The following is a 14,662-nucleotide window of genomic DNA, read 5'->3' as shown; positions in this document are numbered from 1 at the left end:
CATCACTTCTCCGTCGTCGAGGCGTCGTCGCCGTCGACCACGACGTGTGCGTCGCTGTCGGAGTCGACCTCGACGGTCACGGTGCCGCCGTCGACCGTGACGACCACGTCGGCGCCGTCGGCGTCGTGGGCACCACCGTCGGAGGCGCGCGTAGCGTCACCCTCGGAGGCGCGGTTCTCGTCGTCGTGGGAGGCGCGGTTCTCGTCGTCCCCGGAGGCGCGGTTCTCGTCCACCGCGTCGGCCACGCCGTCGACCGCGTCGGCAGCCTTCTCGCGGGCACCGGCGACCACGTCGGACGTCTTGTCGAGGGCGGCGTCCGTGGCGTCGGCGGTCTTCTCGCGGGCGTCGGCGCTCGTGTCGGCCGCCGAGTCGCGGGCGTCCGAGGCGGCCTCCTTCGCCTGGTCGGCCACGTCGCGCGCCTTGTCGGCCACGTCGTCGGCCTTGTCGGCAGCCCTGTCGCCGACCTCGGCCGCGGTGGTCTTGGCCTGATCGGCCACCTCGCCGGCCTTGTCGCCCAGCTCGCGGGCCTTGTCGGACAGGTCGTCCGCCGCGGCGCGGGCCTTGTCGGACAGGTCGCTCGCGGCGGCTCCGGCGCGGTCGCGCGCCTCGCCGGCGGCGGCCTTCGTCTTCTCGCCGGCCTCCTTGGCGCGGTCGCCCGCGGCCGAGGCGGCGGCTCCGACCTTCTCGCCGGCGTCCGAGACGGCCTGCTTGGTCTTGTCGGCCGCGGCGTTCACCTTGTCGGCGGCGTCCTCGTCGGCGTCGAACGGGCCGTGCACATCGGTGACGGTCACGTTGACGGTGACCTCCTCGCCGTCGAGCTGCCCGACGGCGTGCTGCACCTGGGTGCGGACGGTGTCGGCGAGCGTGGTGACGTTCGTGGGGTACTCGGCGACGACGGCGATGTCGACGACCAGCCCCTCGTCGGTGGTGCCGGCCCGGACGCCGGGCACCGAACCGGTGCCGATGGCGGTGCGCAGGGCGCCCGCGAGTCGCTGCGTCGTGGTGCCGAGGGCGTGGACGCCCGAGACGCCGAGGACGGTGACGCCGATGGTGTGCTCGAGGACCTCCTCGGGCGAGGTGGCCTGGGTGGACGCCGCGGCGTCGATGTCGATGGGGGTGACGTGGTGGGTGGACTCGCTCATGAGACCGGCCTTTCATCGTGGTGCGTGGGGTGGAGCGACGGACGGCCCCCGTCCTCGGTCGAGGGCGAGGGCCGTCCGCGCGGTGTGTCGACGGTCGTCAGTCGAGCCGGGTCGCGGACGACATCTGGGTGCGGAGACCGCCGTTGATCTGGATCACGACGGGGGTCTCGGTGCCGAGCAGTCCGTCCCAGTGCGCGACGGCCTGGTCGATGCTGCGACGGATCTCGGTCGGCGAGACGCCACGACGGGCGTTCGCGGTGACCCGGAGGACCGACTGGCGCTTGACCTCGAAGGCGGTGACGTCCACCGAGACGATGCCCGGGGTGGCGGCCAGCGCCTCCTCGAGGACCTGTTCGGCGACCTTGGCGTCGATCACCAAGCGACCACCGGTCGTCTGGTCACCACGCGAGCCCTCGCCGACGGTGAGCAGCGTGTCGGTCTGGCCGTGACCCTGACGCAGGGCGAACCAGGCGAGCAGGACGATCAGCACGAGGCAGGCGACCGCGGCGACCCAGAGGATCCACGGTTGCTGGTCGAGGGCGTCCGTCGCGGGGCCCTTGGCGTCCGAGGCGGCCTGCGAGACCGTCTGCTGGACGTCGGGCCGCAGGGCGCCGACGGCGACCGCTCCACCGGCGAGCAGCAGCACGAGGCCGATGACGAAGACGACGATGCGGTTCAGAGCGCGGTTGGTGTTGTTCATGCTCCGACCGTTCCTTTCTCGGACAGCTTGACCTTGTGACGCAGGGCCGGGCTGAAGTCGTAGGCGTCGAGTTCGTCGCGGACCGCCTCGTCGATGCTGCGGACGTCGGTCTGACGACCGGAGGTGCGGGTCACCTCGATCAGCGCGCTGCGCTTGCCGACGCTGACGCTGACCTGCGAAGGGTCGACGTCACCGGCGTAGCTCGCGGTGCGGGCCAGCGAACGGGCGATGACCCGGTCGTCGACCACGGCCACGGTGCGGTCGGCCTTCGCGCCACGACGACCCCGGCGACCGGGGGCGAGCGACACGACGATCAGGACGAGCCCGATCAGCGCGACGACGACCGCGACGGCGGTCAACGCCCCGACGGGGGCGCTCGCGGCGTCGAGCGTCGCGGCGACCAGGTCGGTCGGCGCGAGCAGCAACGGCGCCTGGCCGACGGCCTCGAGGACCGACTCGGTGCCGATCCACGCGAAGACGACGATCAGCAGCACGGCGAGCGTGATGGCGATGCCGGCTCGAGACGAGTGCGTCTCGCGGCGCACGATGCGCTTGTACAGCGATGCGGTGCTCATGCGACGCGTTTCCTCTCTCGGACGTCGGCGCTCGTGATCTGCAGGTCGACCTTGTCGATGCTCGACCCGGTCAACTGCAGCACGCGTTCACGGATGGTGGTCTGGGCCGTCGTGAGACGGTCCAGGAGGGTGCCCGAGCGACGCTCGGCCACCCCGAGGGGCGAGACGCGGATGGGCGTCTTGGCGATCACGCTGAGTGCGCCGTCGTGGTCGGCCAGCTCGACCGACACCTTCGACGCGGAGACCTCGAGGGCCTCCGCGGTGACGGCCGAGACGACCCGACGCACGGCACGTGACGTGATCTTGTTCCGGCCGTGGAGGGCCTGGTCGGCCGTCACCGCCGCGGTCACGACGACCGCCGCCCGCGGAGAGCGTCAGCGAGGCCGCGGATGTCGAGCTTGCCCTCGACGACGCGGCCGACGCCGAAACCGATCGCCATGGCGATCGCGACGAACACGAAGGCCCAGAACCCGAAGGCCAGGGCGGTCAGCGCCAGGACGGCGCCGACCAGCATGCCGGTGGTCGTGGCGGTCACTTGACGCGGCTGTCGTCGGCGTCGTCCTTGTTGTCGTCCTCGGAGGGGATGTAGACGTCCGAGATCGTGACGTTGACCTCGGTGACCTCCATGCCGACGACCTGCGAGATGGCCTCGGTGACCGACTTGCGGACGTCGTCCGCGACCTTCTGGAGCTCGACGGGGTACTCGGCGACGATGACGATGTCGGCGGCGACCTGCTTCTCGCCGACCTCGACCGAGACGCCCTGGCCGCGGTCCTGCTGGTTGATCACGTTGCGGATCGCGCCGATGGCACGAGCGGCACCGTTGCCCAGGTCGTGCACGCCACGCACCTCGCGGGCCGCGATGCCGGCGACCTTCGAGACGACGCCCTCGGCGATGGTGTTCTTGCCTGCGGCGTCGCTCTGGGTGTTCTTCGCGGCAGCGGTGCTGGTGCTGGTGGCGGGGGTCACGTTGCTCATGGTTTCTCCTTGCGCTGGGGCCGGGGTCGAGCCCGACCGGTGTCTGCGTGCCCGTGAAGCGGGACACATCATTCAGACGCATCGGCCACGCCACATGTCATGGTGGGTCAGCCAGCTTTCAGGGAACGATCCGAGGGCACTCACTAATCGGCCATCACGTCCCCCGATCCCGCCGTGGGGTGGTAGTCACTTACCGAGGGACGATCGCGTCCCGGCACGCCGTCGAACCGATCCGAGGAGGTCGTCATCCCCACCGACGATCCCCGCTCCGACGCCGTCCCGCCCTCCGAGGCCCACCCCACCGACCCCTTGCTCGTCGCGGCCGACGCGACCCTGGCCGTCCGGGCCCGCGACGGCGACGTGCACGCGTACGAGGTCATCGCGCGACGGCACGGACCGCTGATGCGGGTGTACGCCGCGCGCCTCCTGGGCTCGGAGCTCGAGTCGGACGACGTCGTGCAGGACGCGTTCTTGACGGCGTGGAGGCGCCTGGCCGACCTCGACGACCCGTCGCGGGTGCGCAACTGGTTGATGCGCATCGTCAGCAACAAGGCCGTCGACCGGTTGCGGGTCCGACGGGACCACGACGACGTCGACCGGCTCGAGGTGTCGGCGCCCCGGCACGAGACGCCCGAGCGCGTCGTCGAGGCCCGACTGCAGCTCGACGCCATGTGGGCCGCCCTCGACAAGCTGCCCCTCGACCAACGACGGTGTTGGCTGTTGCGAGAGACGGCCGACTACTCGTACGCCGACATCGCGGAGGCCCTCGACCTGCCCGTCTCGACGGTCCGCGGCAAGATCGCGCGGGCCCGGACGTTCTTGATCACCGAGATGGAGGCGTGGCGATGAGCACCGACGACCACCTCCCACTCGGCGCGCCCGAGCCCGAGTCCGACGGCACCGTCACGCCGGACGACACCGTCGACGGCGTCTCCGTCGACCGCCTGAGCGACTACCTCGACGCCGGCCGCACGCCGCGCGACGCGACCATCGAGGGCTCGGCCGCCTGCCGCCTCTACCTGCAGTCGCTTGCCCGGGTGCGCGAGTTGTCCCGCGCCTCCCTCGAGAACGAGGCCGCCCGCCAGCCCGACCGCGACGGCGCCTGGATCGACGGCCTGCTCGACTCGATCAAGCGCGAGGTCGTCCGGGGACGCGAGATCCCGATCAGCCACCCCGACGCCGGGGTGCGGCTGAGCGTCACCGAAGCTGCCGCGCGGGGGCTCGTGCGCCGTGCGGGCGATGCCCAGCCGGGGGTCGTGCTCGGGTCGACGAGCTTCGAGGGCGACCTCTCGACCGCCGGTGCAGACGTGGCCGTCCGGGTGACGGCCGCCGCACGCTTCGGCCTCGACCTCGGGGCGGTGGCGGACGAGCTTCGCGCCCGGATCACCGAGGCGCTCACCCGGCACACCGGGCTGACCGTCACGCGCGTCGACGTCCTCGTCGACGACGTGTTCGTGGCCGGGGAGGACGACCGATGAGCGACGACGCGCTGTCTCGAGAGCTGACCGACCTGTTGCGCGGGGTCGCCGGGGTCGTCGACGTGTTCGACGCGCACCCCGTCGTCGAGGGTGCGGTGCGGGTCGTCGCCGCCGGACTCGACCTCGCGGGCTCGACCGGCCTGGTCGAGGTCGAGCGCTCGGGGGCGTCGGTGTCGGTCACGGCCCACGTCGCGACCGCGCTCGACACCCCCACGCCCGAGACCCTGGCCCGGGCCGCCGACACCCTGCGCGAGCACCTGGCGTCGACCGGCCTGTCGCGCGACGACGTCGTCGTGTCGGTGTCGGCCCGGCTGGTGGACGCGCCCCGCTGAGCCGCGTCGCCCGAGCCGGCGAGCGACCTGGAGGTGGGGTCGACTCCCCGTCGGCTCCGAGCCTCAGGCTCGGGGGCGCGGCTGCAAGCGCTCCAGCTGCGTCACGTGCCGCGGCTCGAGCTCGTCGAGGGAGTGCGCCCCGAGCAGCTTCATCGTCCGCACGACCTGGTCCGAGAGGATCTCGATCGTGCGGTCGACGCCCTGCCGCCCGCCGGCCATGAGCCCGTAGAGGTACGCCCGCCCGATCAGGGTCGTCTTGGCCCCGAGCGCGACGGACGCGACGATGTCGGCGCCGTTCATGATGCCGGTGTCGACGAGGACGTCCGTGTCCGCGCCGACCTCGCGCACCACCTCCGGGAGGAGGTGGAAGGGGATCGGCGCCCGGTCGAGCTGCCGCCCGCCGTGGTTCGAGAGCACGATGCCGTCGACGCCCGCATCCACGAACTTCTTCGCGTCGTCGATGCTCTGCACGCCCTTCACCGCCAGCTTGCCCGGCCACATCTCGCGGATGATCCGCAGGTCGTCGAAGCTGATCGTCGGGTCCATCGCCAGGTCGAGCAGATCGCCGACCGTCCCGCCGGTGGCGCTCAACGACGCGAACTCCAGCTTGTTCGTGGTGAGGAAGTCGTACCACCACCACGGTCGGGGCAACGCGTCGAGCACCGTCCCCAGCGTCAGCTGCGGCGGGATCGAGAACCCGTTCCGCTTGTCCCGGAGGCGCGCCCCCGCGACCGGGGTGTCCACCGTGAAGAAGAGGGTCTCGTACCCGGCGGCCGCCGCCCGCTCCACGAGGCCGTACGAGATGTCGCGCTGCCGCATGACGTAGAGCTGGAACCAGTTGCGCCCGTGAGGGTTGGCCGCCTTCACGTCCTCGATCGACGTCGTCCCCAGCGTCGAGAGGGTGAACGGGATGCCCGCCGCCGCCGCAGCCGAGGCGCCGGCCGTCTCTCCCTCGGTCTGCATGAGCCGGGTGAACCCGGTCGGCGCGATCGCGAACGGCATCGCCGACGTCGCCCCGAACACCGTCGCCGTCGTGTCGATCTCGGCCACGTCCCGCAGCACCTCCGGATGGAACTCGACGTCCTCGAACGCCTGCCGGGCCCGCGTGATCGAGATCTCCGCCTCCGCGCTGCCGTCCGTGTAGTCGAACGCGGCCTTCGGCGTGCGGCGCTTCGCGATCGCCCGCAGGTCCTCGATCGTCAGGGCGGCCTCGAGGCGGCGCTTGCGCCCGTCGAGCTCGGGCTTCTTGAAGCTCAGGTACTCGAGCAGCTCGACGGGCTTGGGGAACTGACGCTGGACCATGGTCTCAGCCTCTCTGCGAGGTGGGGGCCGCGGTGGTCCGCGGCTCGTAGCGGACGGGGGATGAGCTGTGACGCACCAAGGCGCGCAAGGACTCGAGGCTCCCGCGCACGAACCCTGCGGCCCGCGCCTGGACGAGGACGTTGCCGAGCGCCGTGGCCTCGACCGGCCCGGCCAGCACGGTGCAGCCCGTGCGGTCGGCGGTCAGCTGGCAGAGCAGCTCGTTCTGCGAGCCGCCCCCGACGACGTGCACGGTGCGGACGGCACGGCCCGAGAGCCGCTCCGCGTCACGCAGCGTCGCGGCGTACGCGGCCGCGAGCGACTCGAGGATGCTGCGCACGGTCTCGGCGCGGCCCCGCGGCGGCTCGACGTCGTGTTCGACGCACCACGCCTCGATGCGCGCGGGCATGTCGCCCGGCGGGGTGAAGCGCTCGTCGGTGGCGTCGAAGACGGCGACGGGCCGGGTCACGGCCGCCGCCTCGGCGAGCAGGGAGGCGAGGTCGCTGCTGCGCTCGGCGGCCGAGGTGCCCGAACGGCTCCACGCACGCATCGACTCGCTCAGCAGCCACAGGCCCGACACGTTCTTGAGGAACCGCACCCGCCCGTCGACGCCGCCCTCGTTGGTGAAGCCGGCCGCGCGGACGTCCTCGCCGAGCAGCGGCGACGGCAGCTCGAGGCCGACGAGCGACCAGGTGCCGCTCGACACGTAGGCAGCGTCGTCGCCCGTGAGCGGCACGGCGACCACGGCCGAGGCGGTGTCGTGCGAGCCGACCGTCGTGACCCCGAGCGAGGCCGGGGCGCCGATCGCCGCGGCGACCGACGGCAGCAGGGGCCCGAGGGAGGCGCCCGGGTCGACGAGTGGTGCGAACAGCTCGGGCGTGAGCCCGAGCCGGCTCATCAGCTCGACGTCCCACTCCCCCGTCGCCGGCGACAGCAGACCCGTCGTCGACGCGTTGGTGCGCTCGGTCGCGGCGACGCCGGTGAGCCACCACGAGAAGAGATCGGGCACGAGCAGGGCACGGTTTGCCGGGGCGAGGACGCCCGCCGCACGGTCGGCGGCGAGCTGGAACACGGTGTTGAACGGCAGGTGCTGCAGGCCGGTGCGGGCGAAGAGCTCCGCGGGTGGCACGACGGCGTGCACCGCCTCGACCCCCGCCGCCGACCGTTCGTCGCGGTAGTGGTGCGGGGCCCCGAGGAGGCGGCCGTCACGCAGCAGCCCGTAGTCCACGGCCCAGGAGTCCACGCCGATCGAAGCCACGCCCGGCTCGTCACGGACGGCCTGGGCCAGCCCCGCGGTGGCCGACCGCCAGAGCCCCAGGACGTCCCAGTGCAGGCCGACGCGACCCGCGCCTCCTGCGCTCTCGACAGCGCCCTCGCCGTCGCCCCGCCCCTCGGGCAGCGTGACCGGCTCGTTCGCGAACCGGGCAACGTGCTGCAGGCGCACGCCGTGGCGGTCGACGTGCCCGAGCACGACGCGACCGCTGGTCGCCCCGAGGTCGACCGCCGCGACCACACCGCCGCCCGCCCCGGTCGAGCCGCCCGGGTTCATCGCAGGAAGGCCGCGGCGACGCCCGCGTCGACCGGAACGTGCAGCCCGGTCGTGTGCGAGAAGTCGCTCGTGCAGATCGCGTAGACGGCGGCGGCGACGTTCTCGGGCACGACCTCGCGCTTGAGGATGGTGCGCTGGGCGTAGAAGGCGCCGAGGTCCTTCTCGTCGACGCCGTAGGTCGCGGCGCGGTTGGCGCCCCAGCCGCTGGCGAAGATGCCCGAGCCGCGCACGACGCCGTCGGGGTTGATGCCGTTGACGCGGATGCCGTGCTCGCCGAGCTCGGCCGCGAGCAGCCGCACCTGGTGCGCCTGGTCGGCCTTCGTCGCGCTGTAGGCGATGTTGTTCGGGCCCGCGAAGACCGAGTTCTTCGACGAGATGTAGACGATGTCGCCGCCGAGGCCCTGGTCGACGAGCACCCGGGCCGCGTTCTTCGCGACGAGGAACGAGCCCTTCGCCATCACGTCGTGCTGCAGGTCCCAGTCGGCCTCGGTGGTGTCGAACAGCGACTTCGAGAGGCTGAGACCGGCGTTGTTGACGACGAGGTCGAGCCCGCCGAACGCGAGCAGGACCTCGGCGATCGACGCCTTGACCGCGGCCTCGTCGCTGACGTCGGCCGCGACGCCGCGCGCCACGTCCCGGCCGCCGATCTCGGCCGCCGCGGCCTGTGCCTTCGCGAGGTCGAGGTCGGCGATCACGACGCAGGCCCCCTCGGACGCGAGGCGCGTCGCGATGGCCTTGCCGATGCCCGACGCGGCGCCGGTGACGAGCGCGACGCGGGTGGCGAGCGGCTTCGGCGCGGGCCGCCTCTGCAGCTTGGCCTCTTCGAGGGCCCAGTACTCGATGCGGAACTTCTCGGCCTCGTCGATGGGCGCGTAGCTCGAGACACCCTCGGCGCCGCGCATCACGTTGATGGCGTTGACGTAGAACTCGCCGGCGACGCGGGCCGTCTGGGCGTCGCCGCCGTACGAGAACATGCCGACGCCCGGCACGAGCACGATCAACGGGTCGGCCCCGCGGATGGCGGGGCTGTCGGGGGTCGCGTGCCGGTCGTAGTAGGCCTGGTAGTCGAGGCGGTACTGCTCGTGCAGCTCACGGAGGCGCGCGATCGACTCCTCGACGGTCGCGTCGGCCGGCAGGTCGAGCACCAGCGGCCGCACCTTCGTGCGGAGGAAGTGGTCGGGGCAGCTCGTGCCGAGCGCCGCGAGCCGGGGGTGCTCGGCGCCGGCGAGGAAGTCGAGCACGACGTCACCGTCGGTGAACGAGCCGACCTGCGGCCGGTCGTGCGACGCGATGCCGCGGATCACGGGCGCGAGGGCCGCGGCCTTCGCGCGACGCTCGTCGAGGGGCAGGGCCGCGTAGCCGGCCAGCGGCGGGCCGAAGGGCTCGGGCCGCGAGTGCTCGTCGAGCCAGGCCTGCGCGGTCTCGATGATCCAGCGCGAGGCGGCCTCCGCCTCCTCGCTGGTGTCGCCCCATGCGGTGATGCCGTGCCCGCCCAGGATCGTGCCGCGCGCCTCCGGGTGCTCAGCCTTGATCGCGGCGATGTCGAGTCCGAGCTGCCAGCCCGGTCGGCGCCAGGGCACCCAGACGACAGCGCCGCCGAAGATCTCGGCCGTGAGTCGTTCTCCGTCGGCGGCGGTCGCGATCGCGATGCCCGCGTCGGGGTGGAGGTGGTCGACGTGCGCCGCGTCGACGAGGCCGTGCATGGCGGTGTCGATCGACGGGGCCGCGCCTCCCTTGCCGTGCAATGCGTAGTCGAAGGCGGCGACCATCTCGTCCTCGTGCTCGACGCCGCGGTAGACGCCCGCGAGGCCGCGCAGCCGGTCGAGGCGCAGCACGGCGAGGCCGTGCTCGGTGAGGGTGCCCAGGTCTCCCCCGCTGCCCTTGACCCAGAGCAGCTCGACCGGCTCGCCCGTCGCCGGGTCGGTCGCGGTGCCCTTGGCCGAGGTGTTGCCGCCGGCGTAGTTCGTGTTCGCCGGGTCGGCGCCGAGGCGGTTGCTGCGCGCGACGAGGTCGGCGGCGGTGCTGGTCGTGGTGCTGGTCACGAGGAGGGTCCGTTCGAGGTCAGGAGGGGCGGGTCGAGGTCAGGAGGGGCGGGTCGGGTCGTCGCGTGCGGGCCGGGCGGGCCGCCTGTCAGGAGGCGCGGGTCAGGAGGCGCGGGTCAGGTCCAGCTGAGCTGCTTGCCGCCCACGCGCTCGGCGGCCAGGCGCTCGGGCGTGCCGCTCGCGAGGTACGCCGCCATCGGGTCGCGCGGCAGGCCGCGGCCCTCGCGCCAGTCGGCCAGCGCCGGGCGGACGTCGGTGTAGAACGCGTCCATGAGCACGGCGTTCGCGCCGAGCACGTCGTGGGAGGCGCGAGCCGCGTCGAGCGCCGGACGGTCGACGAGCAGGGCGCGCGCCGTCATCTCCTGCACGTTCAGCACGCTGCGGATCTGGCCGGGGATCTTGTCCTCGACGTTGTGGCACTGGTCGAGCATGAACTGCACGGGCGAGCCCACGTCGAGCCCGCCGCCGTCGACGACCTCGAACAGGATGCGGAACAGCTGGAACGGGTCGGCCGCCCCGACGATCAGGTCGTCGTCGGCGTAGAAGCGCGAGTTGAAGTCGAACGAGCCGAGCTTGCCGAGGCGCAGCAACTGCATGACGATGAACTCGATGTTCGTGCCGGGGGCGTGGTGGCCGGTGTCGAGGCAGGTCAGCGCGCGGTCGCCGAGGGCGCTCACCTGGGCGTAGCTGGTGCCCCAGTCGGGGACGTCGGTGTGGTATAACGCCGGCTCGAAGAACTTGTACTCGAGCACGAGGCGCTGCTCGGCACCGAGGCCGGCGTAGATCTCGGCGAGCGATTCGGCGAGGTGGTCCTGGCGCTGGCGGAGCGAGTCCTGCCCGGGGTAGTTGGTGCCGTCGGCGAGCCAGATCTTGAGGTCGCGCGAGCCGGTCTCGTGCATGATCTCGAGGCAGCGGAGGTGGTGGTCGACCGCCTTGCGCCGCACGGCCGCGTCGCTGTGGGCCAGGCTGCCGAACTTGTACGCGTCGTCCTGGAACGTGTTCGAGTTCACCGTGCCGAGGGCGACGCCGAGCCCCTCGGCGTACGAGCGGAGGGCGCCGAAGTCGTCGACCTCGTCCCAGGGGATGTGCAGGGCCACGCTCGGCGCCAGGCCGGTGTGCTCGTGGACGCGCGCCGCGTCGGCGATCTTCTCCTCGGGCGTGCGGGGCGTGCCCGGCGTGCCGAACACCTTGAACCGCGTGCCGGAGTTGCCGAAGGCCCAGCTGGGCAGCTCGATGGCCTGGCGCTCGAGCGTCGGGGCGATGTCGTCGAAGTTGGTCATGATGCTTCTCCCGTTGTCGTGGTGCCGGTCGTCGTCGATGACGCCGTGGTCGTGGGGGCTGTGGCAGCCGGGGTCGTGGGGGCCGCCGCCGTGGGGCCCGTGCGGTCGGGCTGGCGGCCGCCGCCCGGGAGGCCGAGCTGCGCCTCCAGGTTGAAGATCTGCGTGAGCAGCTCGAAGCCCTCGTCGGGGGGCGTGCCGTCGAGCGAGGTGAAGAACTCGGCCATCGAGGCCTGCCAGCGGGCGTTGACCTCGGTCCGGGCCATCGCCGTCTGGGCGGCCTCGAGGGAGGCGGCCTCGACGTAGCCGACGAGCAGGCCGTCGGGGGCGGCGAAGAGGGAGTAGCCGTGCCAGCCGCTGTCGTGGAGCGCCTGCAGCATCTCGGGCCAGACCTCGGCGTGACGACGGGCGTACTCGTCGAGGCGGTCGGGCGCGACCTGCAGCCGGAACGCGTATCGCTCGTGGTCGTGGGCGGTCATCAGGTGGTCTCCGGTTCGTCGTTGAATCGTTTCAATAGCTCGAGCGTAGCGTGCGTCCGGGCCCTCGGCAAGACGATCCGGCGACCGGCCGCTCGCCCGCTCACGACGTCGCGCGGCCCAGGCTGCGCTCGAAGCCGTCGGCGTCGTCGAACGGCGCCGCGACGTGCCGGTGCTCGATGCCGAGCAGAGACGCGGCGGCCGCGACATCACGTGCCACGTGGCCGACGCAGAGCCCCCAGTGGTGCCCGATGCCGGTCCGTGACCACTGGTCGACCCACTCGCCGGGATCGCCTCCGAAGTCGACGCGCGAGGTCGTGTTGCCGATCGCGAGCAGGGGCCCGGGGACGACCTCACCCTCGCTCGTGATGAAGGACAGCGCCCCGTCCCGGTCCTGCCCGAGGCCGAACGTCGTCACGGGGCCGGGTTGCACGTCGAACTCGACGCTGACCCCGTAGCCGCGCTTGCCGTGGAACACGCCGAGCCCACGCAGGATCGGCCGCGACGACGAGATCGCCAGGTGCGCGGGCCCGTCGTGCCCCATCTCGACCACGTCGTCGTCGAAGTTGATCGCCTGGATCTCGGTGAACGATCCACCGGCCCCGAGCGCCTGCGCCGCGAGCATCGCGACCGACGTGCGGAGTTCGTACTCCCCCACCGCCGGCAGCCCGCGGGCGTTGAGCAGGGACGCGCCGAGGATCATCCCGGCCCCGAGCCGCTCGTGCTGCTCGCCTTCGAGGCCGCGGTGGTAGTACGCCAGCGAGTCGAGGTCGAAGTCGGCCACGAGCCGGTCGAGCCCGACCGAGACGCGGGCGCCCCAGTCGAAGTCGTCCTGGTCGACCGAGGCGTCGACCTCGAACACCTGGCGAGCCAGGCCGACCCGCTCGCGCACCTCGGCGTCGGTGACGGCGTCGACCCGCACGCGCAGGTCGTCGAACTCGAGCACCTCGACGTGCGAGCCGAAATGCGTCGAGAGCAGGGTCAGGTCGGTCGAGACGTCGAGCATGCCCGGGTACAGGTGGCCCATCAGGCCGTGTCGTGCCTCTCGCAGCCGTGCCCGCACGCCCGCGGCGTGCACCCAGCGCTCGATGCGCGCCCAGGCACGTTCGCTGCGCAGGTGTCCGGTCACCGAGCGGAACTCGATGCCGGCACGGGTGAAGACGTTGGCCACCTCGGGCACCGGGCACTGACCGCAGTAGGCGAGCCACAGGCCCGTGTCGAAGCGGTCGTGGTCCATCTTCTCGCTCGGCTGCAGGTCGATCACGAGCACGGGCACCCCGGCCCGCTGCGCGATCGGCAAGACCATGGACGAGGTCAGGTAGGTGGTCAGGAAGACGACGATGAGGTCGCAGTCGGCCGTGCGCAGGGTGTCGGCCGCGACCCGCGCCTCCTGGGCGTCAGAGATGAAGCCGGTGTCGACGACCTCGGCGTCGAGGCCGCCGAAGCGGTCGACGACGTAGCGGGTGGACTCCTGCAGCTGGGGCAGCAGCCCGGGGAACTGTGGCCAGTAGGTGCCGAGCCCTCCGGCGACGAGACCCACGCGGGTGCGACGGCGGCGGAAGGGGGGCAACAGGTCGCCGACCGGCGAGGCGGTGGTGCTCATGGGCGATCGCTCCGATGCGACGGCGCCGAGGAGGCGCGGGTCCGGTGTCGAGGGAGGGTGTCCGGAGGCGGCGGGTCAGGTGGTGACCCCGTCGCCTCCGGTCACGGATAACGACTAGAAGTCGTAGTCGTCGATGTTGTCGACGTCGAACTCCGTCGGCGGTCCGACGATGACGATGCCGTCGGCGCCGACCGTGCGCTCGCCGAGGTCGCCCGCGGTGAACGTGTCGCCCTCGGCACCGGTGATCGTGCCGTCGACGAGGGCCTGGCCGGCGTAGGCCGCGACCTCTCCGAGCTGAGCCGGGTCCCACAGGGCGAACGCGGTGACGGTGCCGTCCTTGACGAACTCTCGCATCTCGTTCGGCAGGCCGAGCCCGGTCAGTGCGACCTTGCCCTTGTACTCCGAGGTCGAGAGGTAGCGGGCCGTCGCGGCGATGCCGACCGTGGTGGGCGAGATGATGCCCTTGAGGTCGGGGTTGGCCTGGAGCAGGCCCTGTGCCTCCTGGAACGACTTCGCGTCGTCGTCGTCGCCGTAGACGGTCGAGACGATGGTGATCCCCGCGTAGTCGGGATTCGTGTCGACCTCCTCCTGGATGTACTTGATCCACTCGTTCTGGTTGGTCGCGTTCGCGGTGGCCGACAGGATCGCGATGTCGCCCTGGCCGCCGATCTGCTCGCTCATCTGGCGGATCTGGATCAGCGCGACGTCCTTCGCCTCGACCTGGCTGACGAACACGTCGCGGTAGTCGGGGTTGGTGTCCGAGTCGAACGCGACGATCTTCGCGCCGCCGTCGCGCGCCTCTTTCAGGGCCGGGCCGACCGCGTCGGGGTCGTTCGCGGCGATGACGATGACGTTCGTGCCCTGCTGCGTGAGCGTGTTGAGGAACGTGACCTGAGACGAGGCGCTGGCCTCGAGGGGGCCGACGACGCTGTAGTCGTAGCCGATGGCCTTCGACGCCTTCTCACCGCCGCCGAGCACGACGTCGGTGTACGGGTTGTTGAGCTGCTTCGGCACGAAGGCGATCGACTCGGTGCCGCCCGAGCCGGAGCCCGAGCTGGCGTCGTCGCTGGCCGCCGTGAGGGCGCAGCCGGAGGCGACGAGGGTGACGGTCGCGAGGGCGGCGACCGCGGCGGCGGCACGCCGGAGGGCGCGGCCTCGGGTGTGGGTGGGGATTTCCATCGTTCTGTCCTTTGCTGTGGGTGGGGCGGTGC

General features: G+C 72.2%; 16 protein-coding genes. 3 read left to right on the top strand and 13 right to left on the bottom strand.

All coding sequences use genetic code 11. The annotated features are described in order from the left end of the window. Positions 1-2: 2 nt before the first annotated feature. From ITJ55_RS15495 to ITJ55_RS15470, 6 genes are all read right to left on the bottom strand, one after another. Entirely contained in the window at positions 3-1,142 is a 1,140-nt protein-coding gene (locus ITJ55_RS15495; RefSeq protein WP_194596209.1) for an Asp23/Gls24 family envelope stress response protein, read from the bottom strand. A gap of 97 nt (positions 1,143-1,239) precedes the next feature. Continuing rightward, complete coding sequence (locus ITJ55_RS15490) at positions 1,240-1,842, bottom strand: hypothetical protein (RefSeq protein ID WP_194596208.1); 603 nt, start codon at positions 1,840-1,842, stop codon at positions 1,240-1,242. Beyond that, a complete protein-coding gene (locus ITJ55_RS15485) occupies positions 1,839-2,417 on the bottom strand; it encodes a DUF6286 domain-containing protein (RefSeq protein WP_194596207.1) in 579 nt (192 codons plus the stop codon). Before ITJ55_RS15485 ends, ITJ55_RS15490 begins: the two co-directional genes overlap by 4 nt. Beyond that, the gene (locus ITJ55_RS15480) at positions 2,414-2,767 is read right to left on the bottom strand and encodes a hypothetical protein (protein WP_194596206.1); all 354 of its coding nucleotides are present in this window, start codon (positions 2,765-2,767) and stop codon (positions 2,414-2,416) included. The genes ITJ55_RS15485 and ITJ55_RS15480 overlap by 4 nt, the downstream gene beginning before the upstream one ends. Next, complete coding sequence (locus tag ITJ55_RS15475) at positions 2,764-2,952, bottom strand: DUF2273 domain-containing protein (protein ID WP_054144850.1); 189 nt, start codon at positions 2,950-2,952, stop codon at positions 2,764-2,766. Before ITJ55_RS15475 ends, ITJ55_RS15480 begins: the two co-directional genes overlap by 4 nt. Beyond that, a complete protein-coding gene (locus ITJ55_RS15470; protein WP_194596205.1) occupies positions 2,949-3,395 on the bottom strand; it encodes an Asp23/Gls24 family envelope stress response protein in 447 nt (148 codons plus the stop codon). Before ITJ55_RS15470 ends, ITJ55_RS15475 begins: the two co-directional genes overlap by 4 nt. A gap of 309 nt (positions 3,396-3,704) precedes the next feature. On the opposite strand from ITJ55_RS15470, the gene ITJ55_RS15465 reads away from it, so the two are divergent. The 3 genes from ITJ55_RS15465 to ITJ55_RS15455 are packed head-to-tail and all read left to right on the top strand — an operon-like array spanning position 3,705 to position 5,205. Further along, positions 3,705-4,244, top strand: a complete 540-nt coding sequence (locus tag ITJ55_RS15465) for an RNA polymerase sigma factor (RefSeq protein ID WP_194596204.1) — start codon at positions 3,705-3,707, stop codon at positions 4,242-4,244. Beyond that, positions 4,241-4,873 (top strand): Asp23/Gls24 family envelope stress response protein, encoded by a 633-nt coding sequence (locus ITJ55_RS15460; protein WP_194596203.1) that lies wholly within the window; start codon positions 4,241-4,243, stop codon positions 4,871-4,873. The genes ITJ55_RS15465 and ITJ55_RS15460 overlap by 4 nt, the downstream gene beginning before the upstream one ends. Next, entirely contained in the window at positions 4,870-5,205 is a 336-nt protein-coding gene (locus tag ITJ55_RS15455) for a hypothetical protein (RefSeq protein WP_194596202.1), read from the top strand. Before ITJ55_RS15460 ends, ITJ55_RS15455 begins: the two co-directional genes overlap by 4 nt. A 63-nt stretch (positions 5,206-5,268) precedes the next feature. On the opposite strand, the gene ITJ55_RS15450 is transcribed toward ITJ55_RS15455, so the two are convergent. The 7 genes from ITJ55_RS15450 to rhaS all read right to left on the bottom strand — a co-directional run bounded on the left by ITJ55_RS15450 (position 5,269) and on the right by rhaS (position 14,630). Next, positions 5,269-6,507, bottom strand: a complete 1,239-nt coding sequence (locus tag ITJ55_RS15450) for an alpha-hydroxy acid oxidase (RefSeq protein WP_194596201.1) — start codon at positions 6,505-6,507, stop codon at positions 5,269-5,271. Between the two features lie 4 nt (positions 6,508-6,511). Continuing rightward, complete coding sequence (locus ITJ55_RS15445) at positions 6,512-8,053, bottom strand: rhamnulokinase family protein (RefSeq protein ID WP_194596200.1); 1,542 nt, start codon at positions 8,051-8,053, stop codon at positions 6,512-6,514. Continuing rightward, positions 8,050-10,095 carry a bifunctional aldolase/short-chain dehydrogenase gene (locus ITJ55_RS15440; RefSeq protein ID WP_194596199.1) on the bottom strand — a complete coding sequence of 682 codons (2,046 nt, stop codon included), beginning with the start codon at positions 10,093-10,095 and terminating at the stop codon, positions 8,050-8,052. Before ITJ55_RS15440 ends, ITJ55_RS15445 begins: the two co-directional genes overlap by 4 nt. Positions 10,096-10,211: 116 nt before the next feature. After that, positions 10,212-11,375 (bottom strand): L-rhamnose isomerase, encoded by a 1,164-nt coding sequence (gene rhaI, locus ITJ55_RS15435; RefSeq protein ID WP_194596198.1) that lies wholly within the window; start codon positions 11,373-11,375, stop codon positions 10,212-10,214. Beyond that, complete coding sequence (locus ITJ55_RS15430) at positions 11,372-11,851, bottom strand: L-rhamnose mutarotase (RefSeq protein ID WP_194596197.1); 480 nt, start codon at positions 11,849-11,851, stop codon at positions 11,372-11,374. Before ITJ55_RS15430 ends, rhaI begins: the two co-directional genes overlap by 4 nt. 100 nt (positions 11,852-11,951) lie before the next feature. After that, entirely contained in the window at positions 11,952-13,451 is a 1,500-nt protein-coding gene (locus tag ITJ55_RS15425) for an L-fucose/L-arabinose isomerase family protein (RefSeq protein WP_194596196.1), read from the bottom strand. Between the two features lie 114 nt (positions 13,452-13,565). Then, positions 13,566-14,630 carry a rhamnose ABC transporter substrate-binding protein gene (gene rhaS / locus ITJ55_RS15420; protein ID WP_194596195.1) on the bottom strand — a complete coding sequence of 355 codons (1,065 nt, stop codon included), beginning with the start codon at positions 14,628-14,630 and terminating at the stop codon, positions 13,566-13,568. Between the last annotated feature and the right edge of the window lie 32 nt (positions 14,631-14,662).

This window comes from Frigoribacterium sp. VKM Ac-1396 (assembly GCF_015350895.1).
Classification (GTDB): Bacteria; Actinomycetota; Actinomycetes; order Actinomycetales; family Microbacteriaceae; genus Frigoribacterium.
The sequence above is the reverse complement of the archived record's forward strand: the minus strand, read 5'-3'. Positions and strand labels throughout refer to the sequence as shown.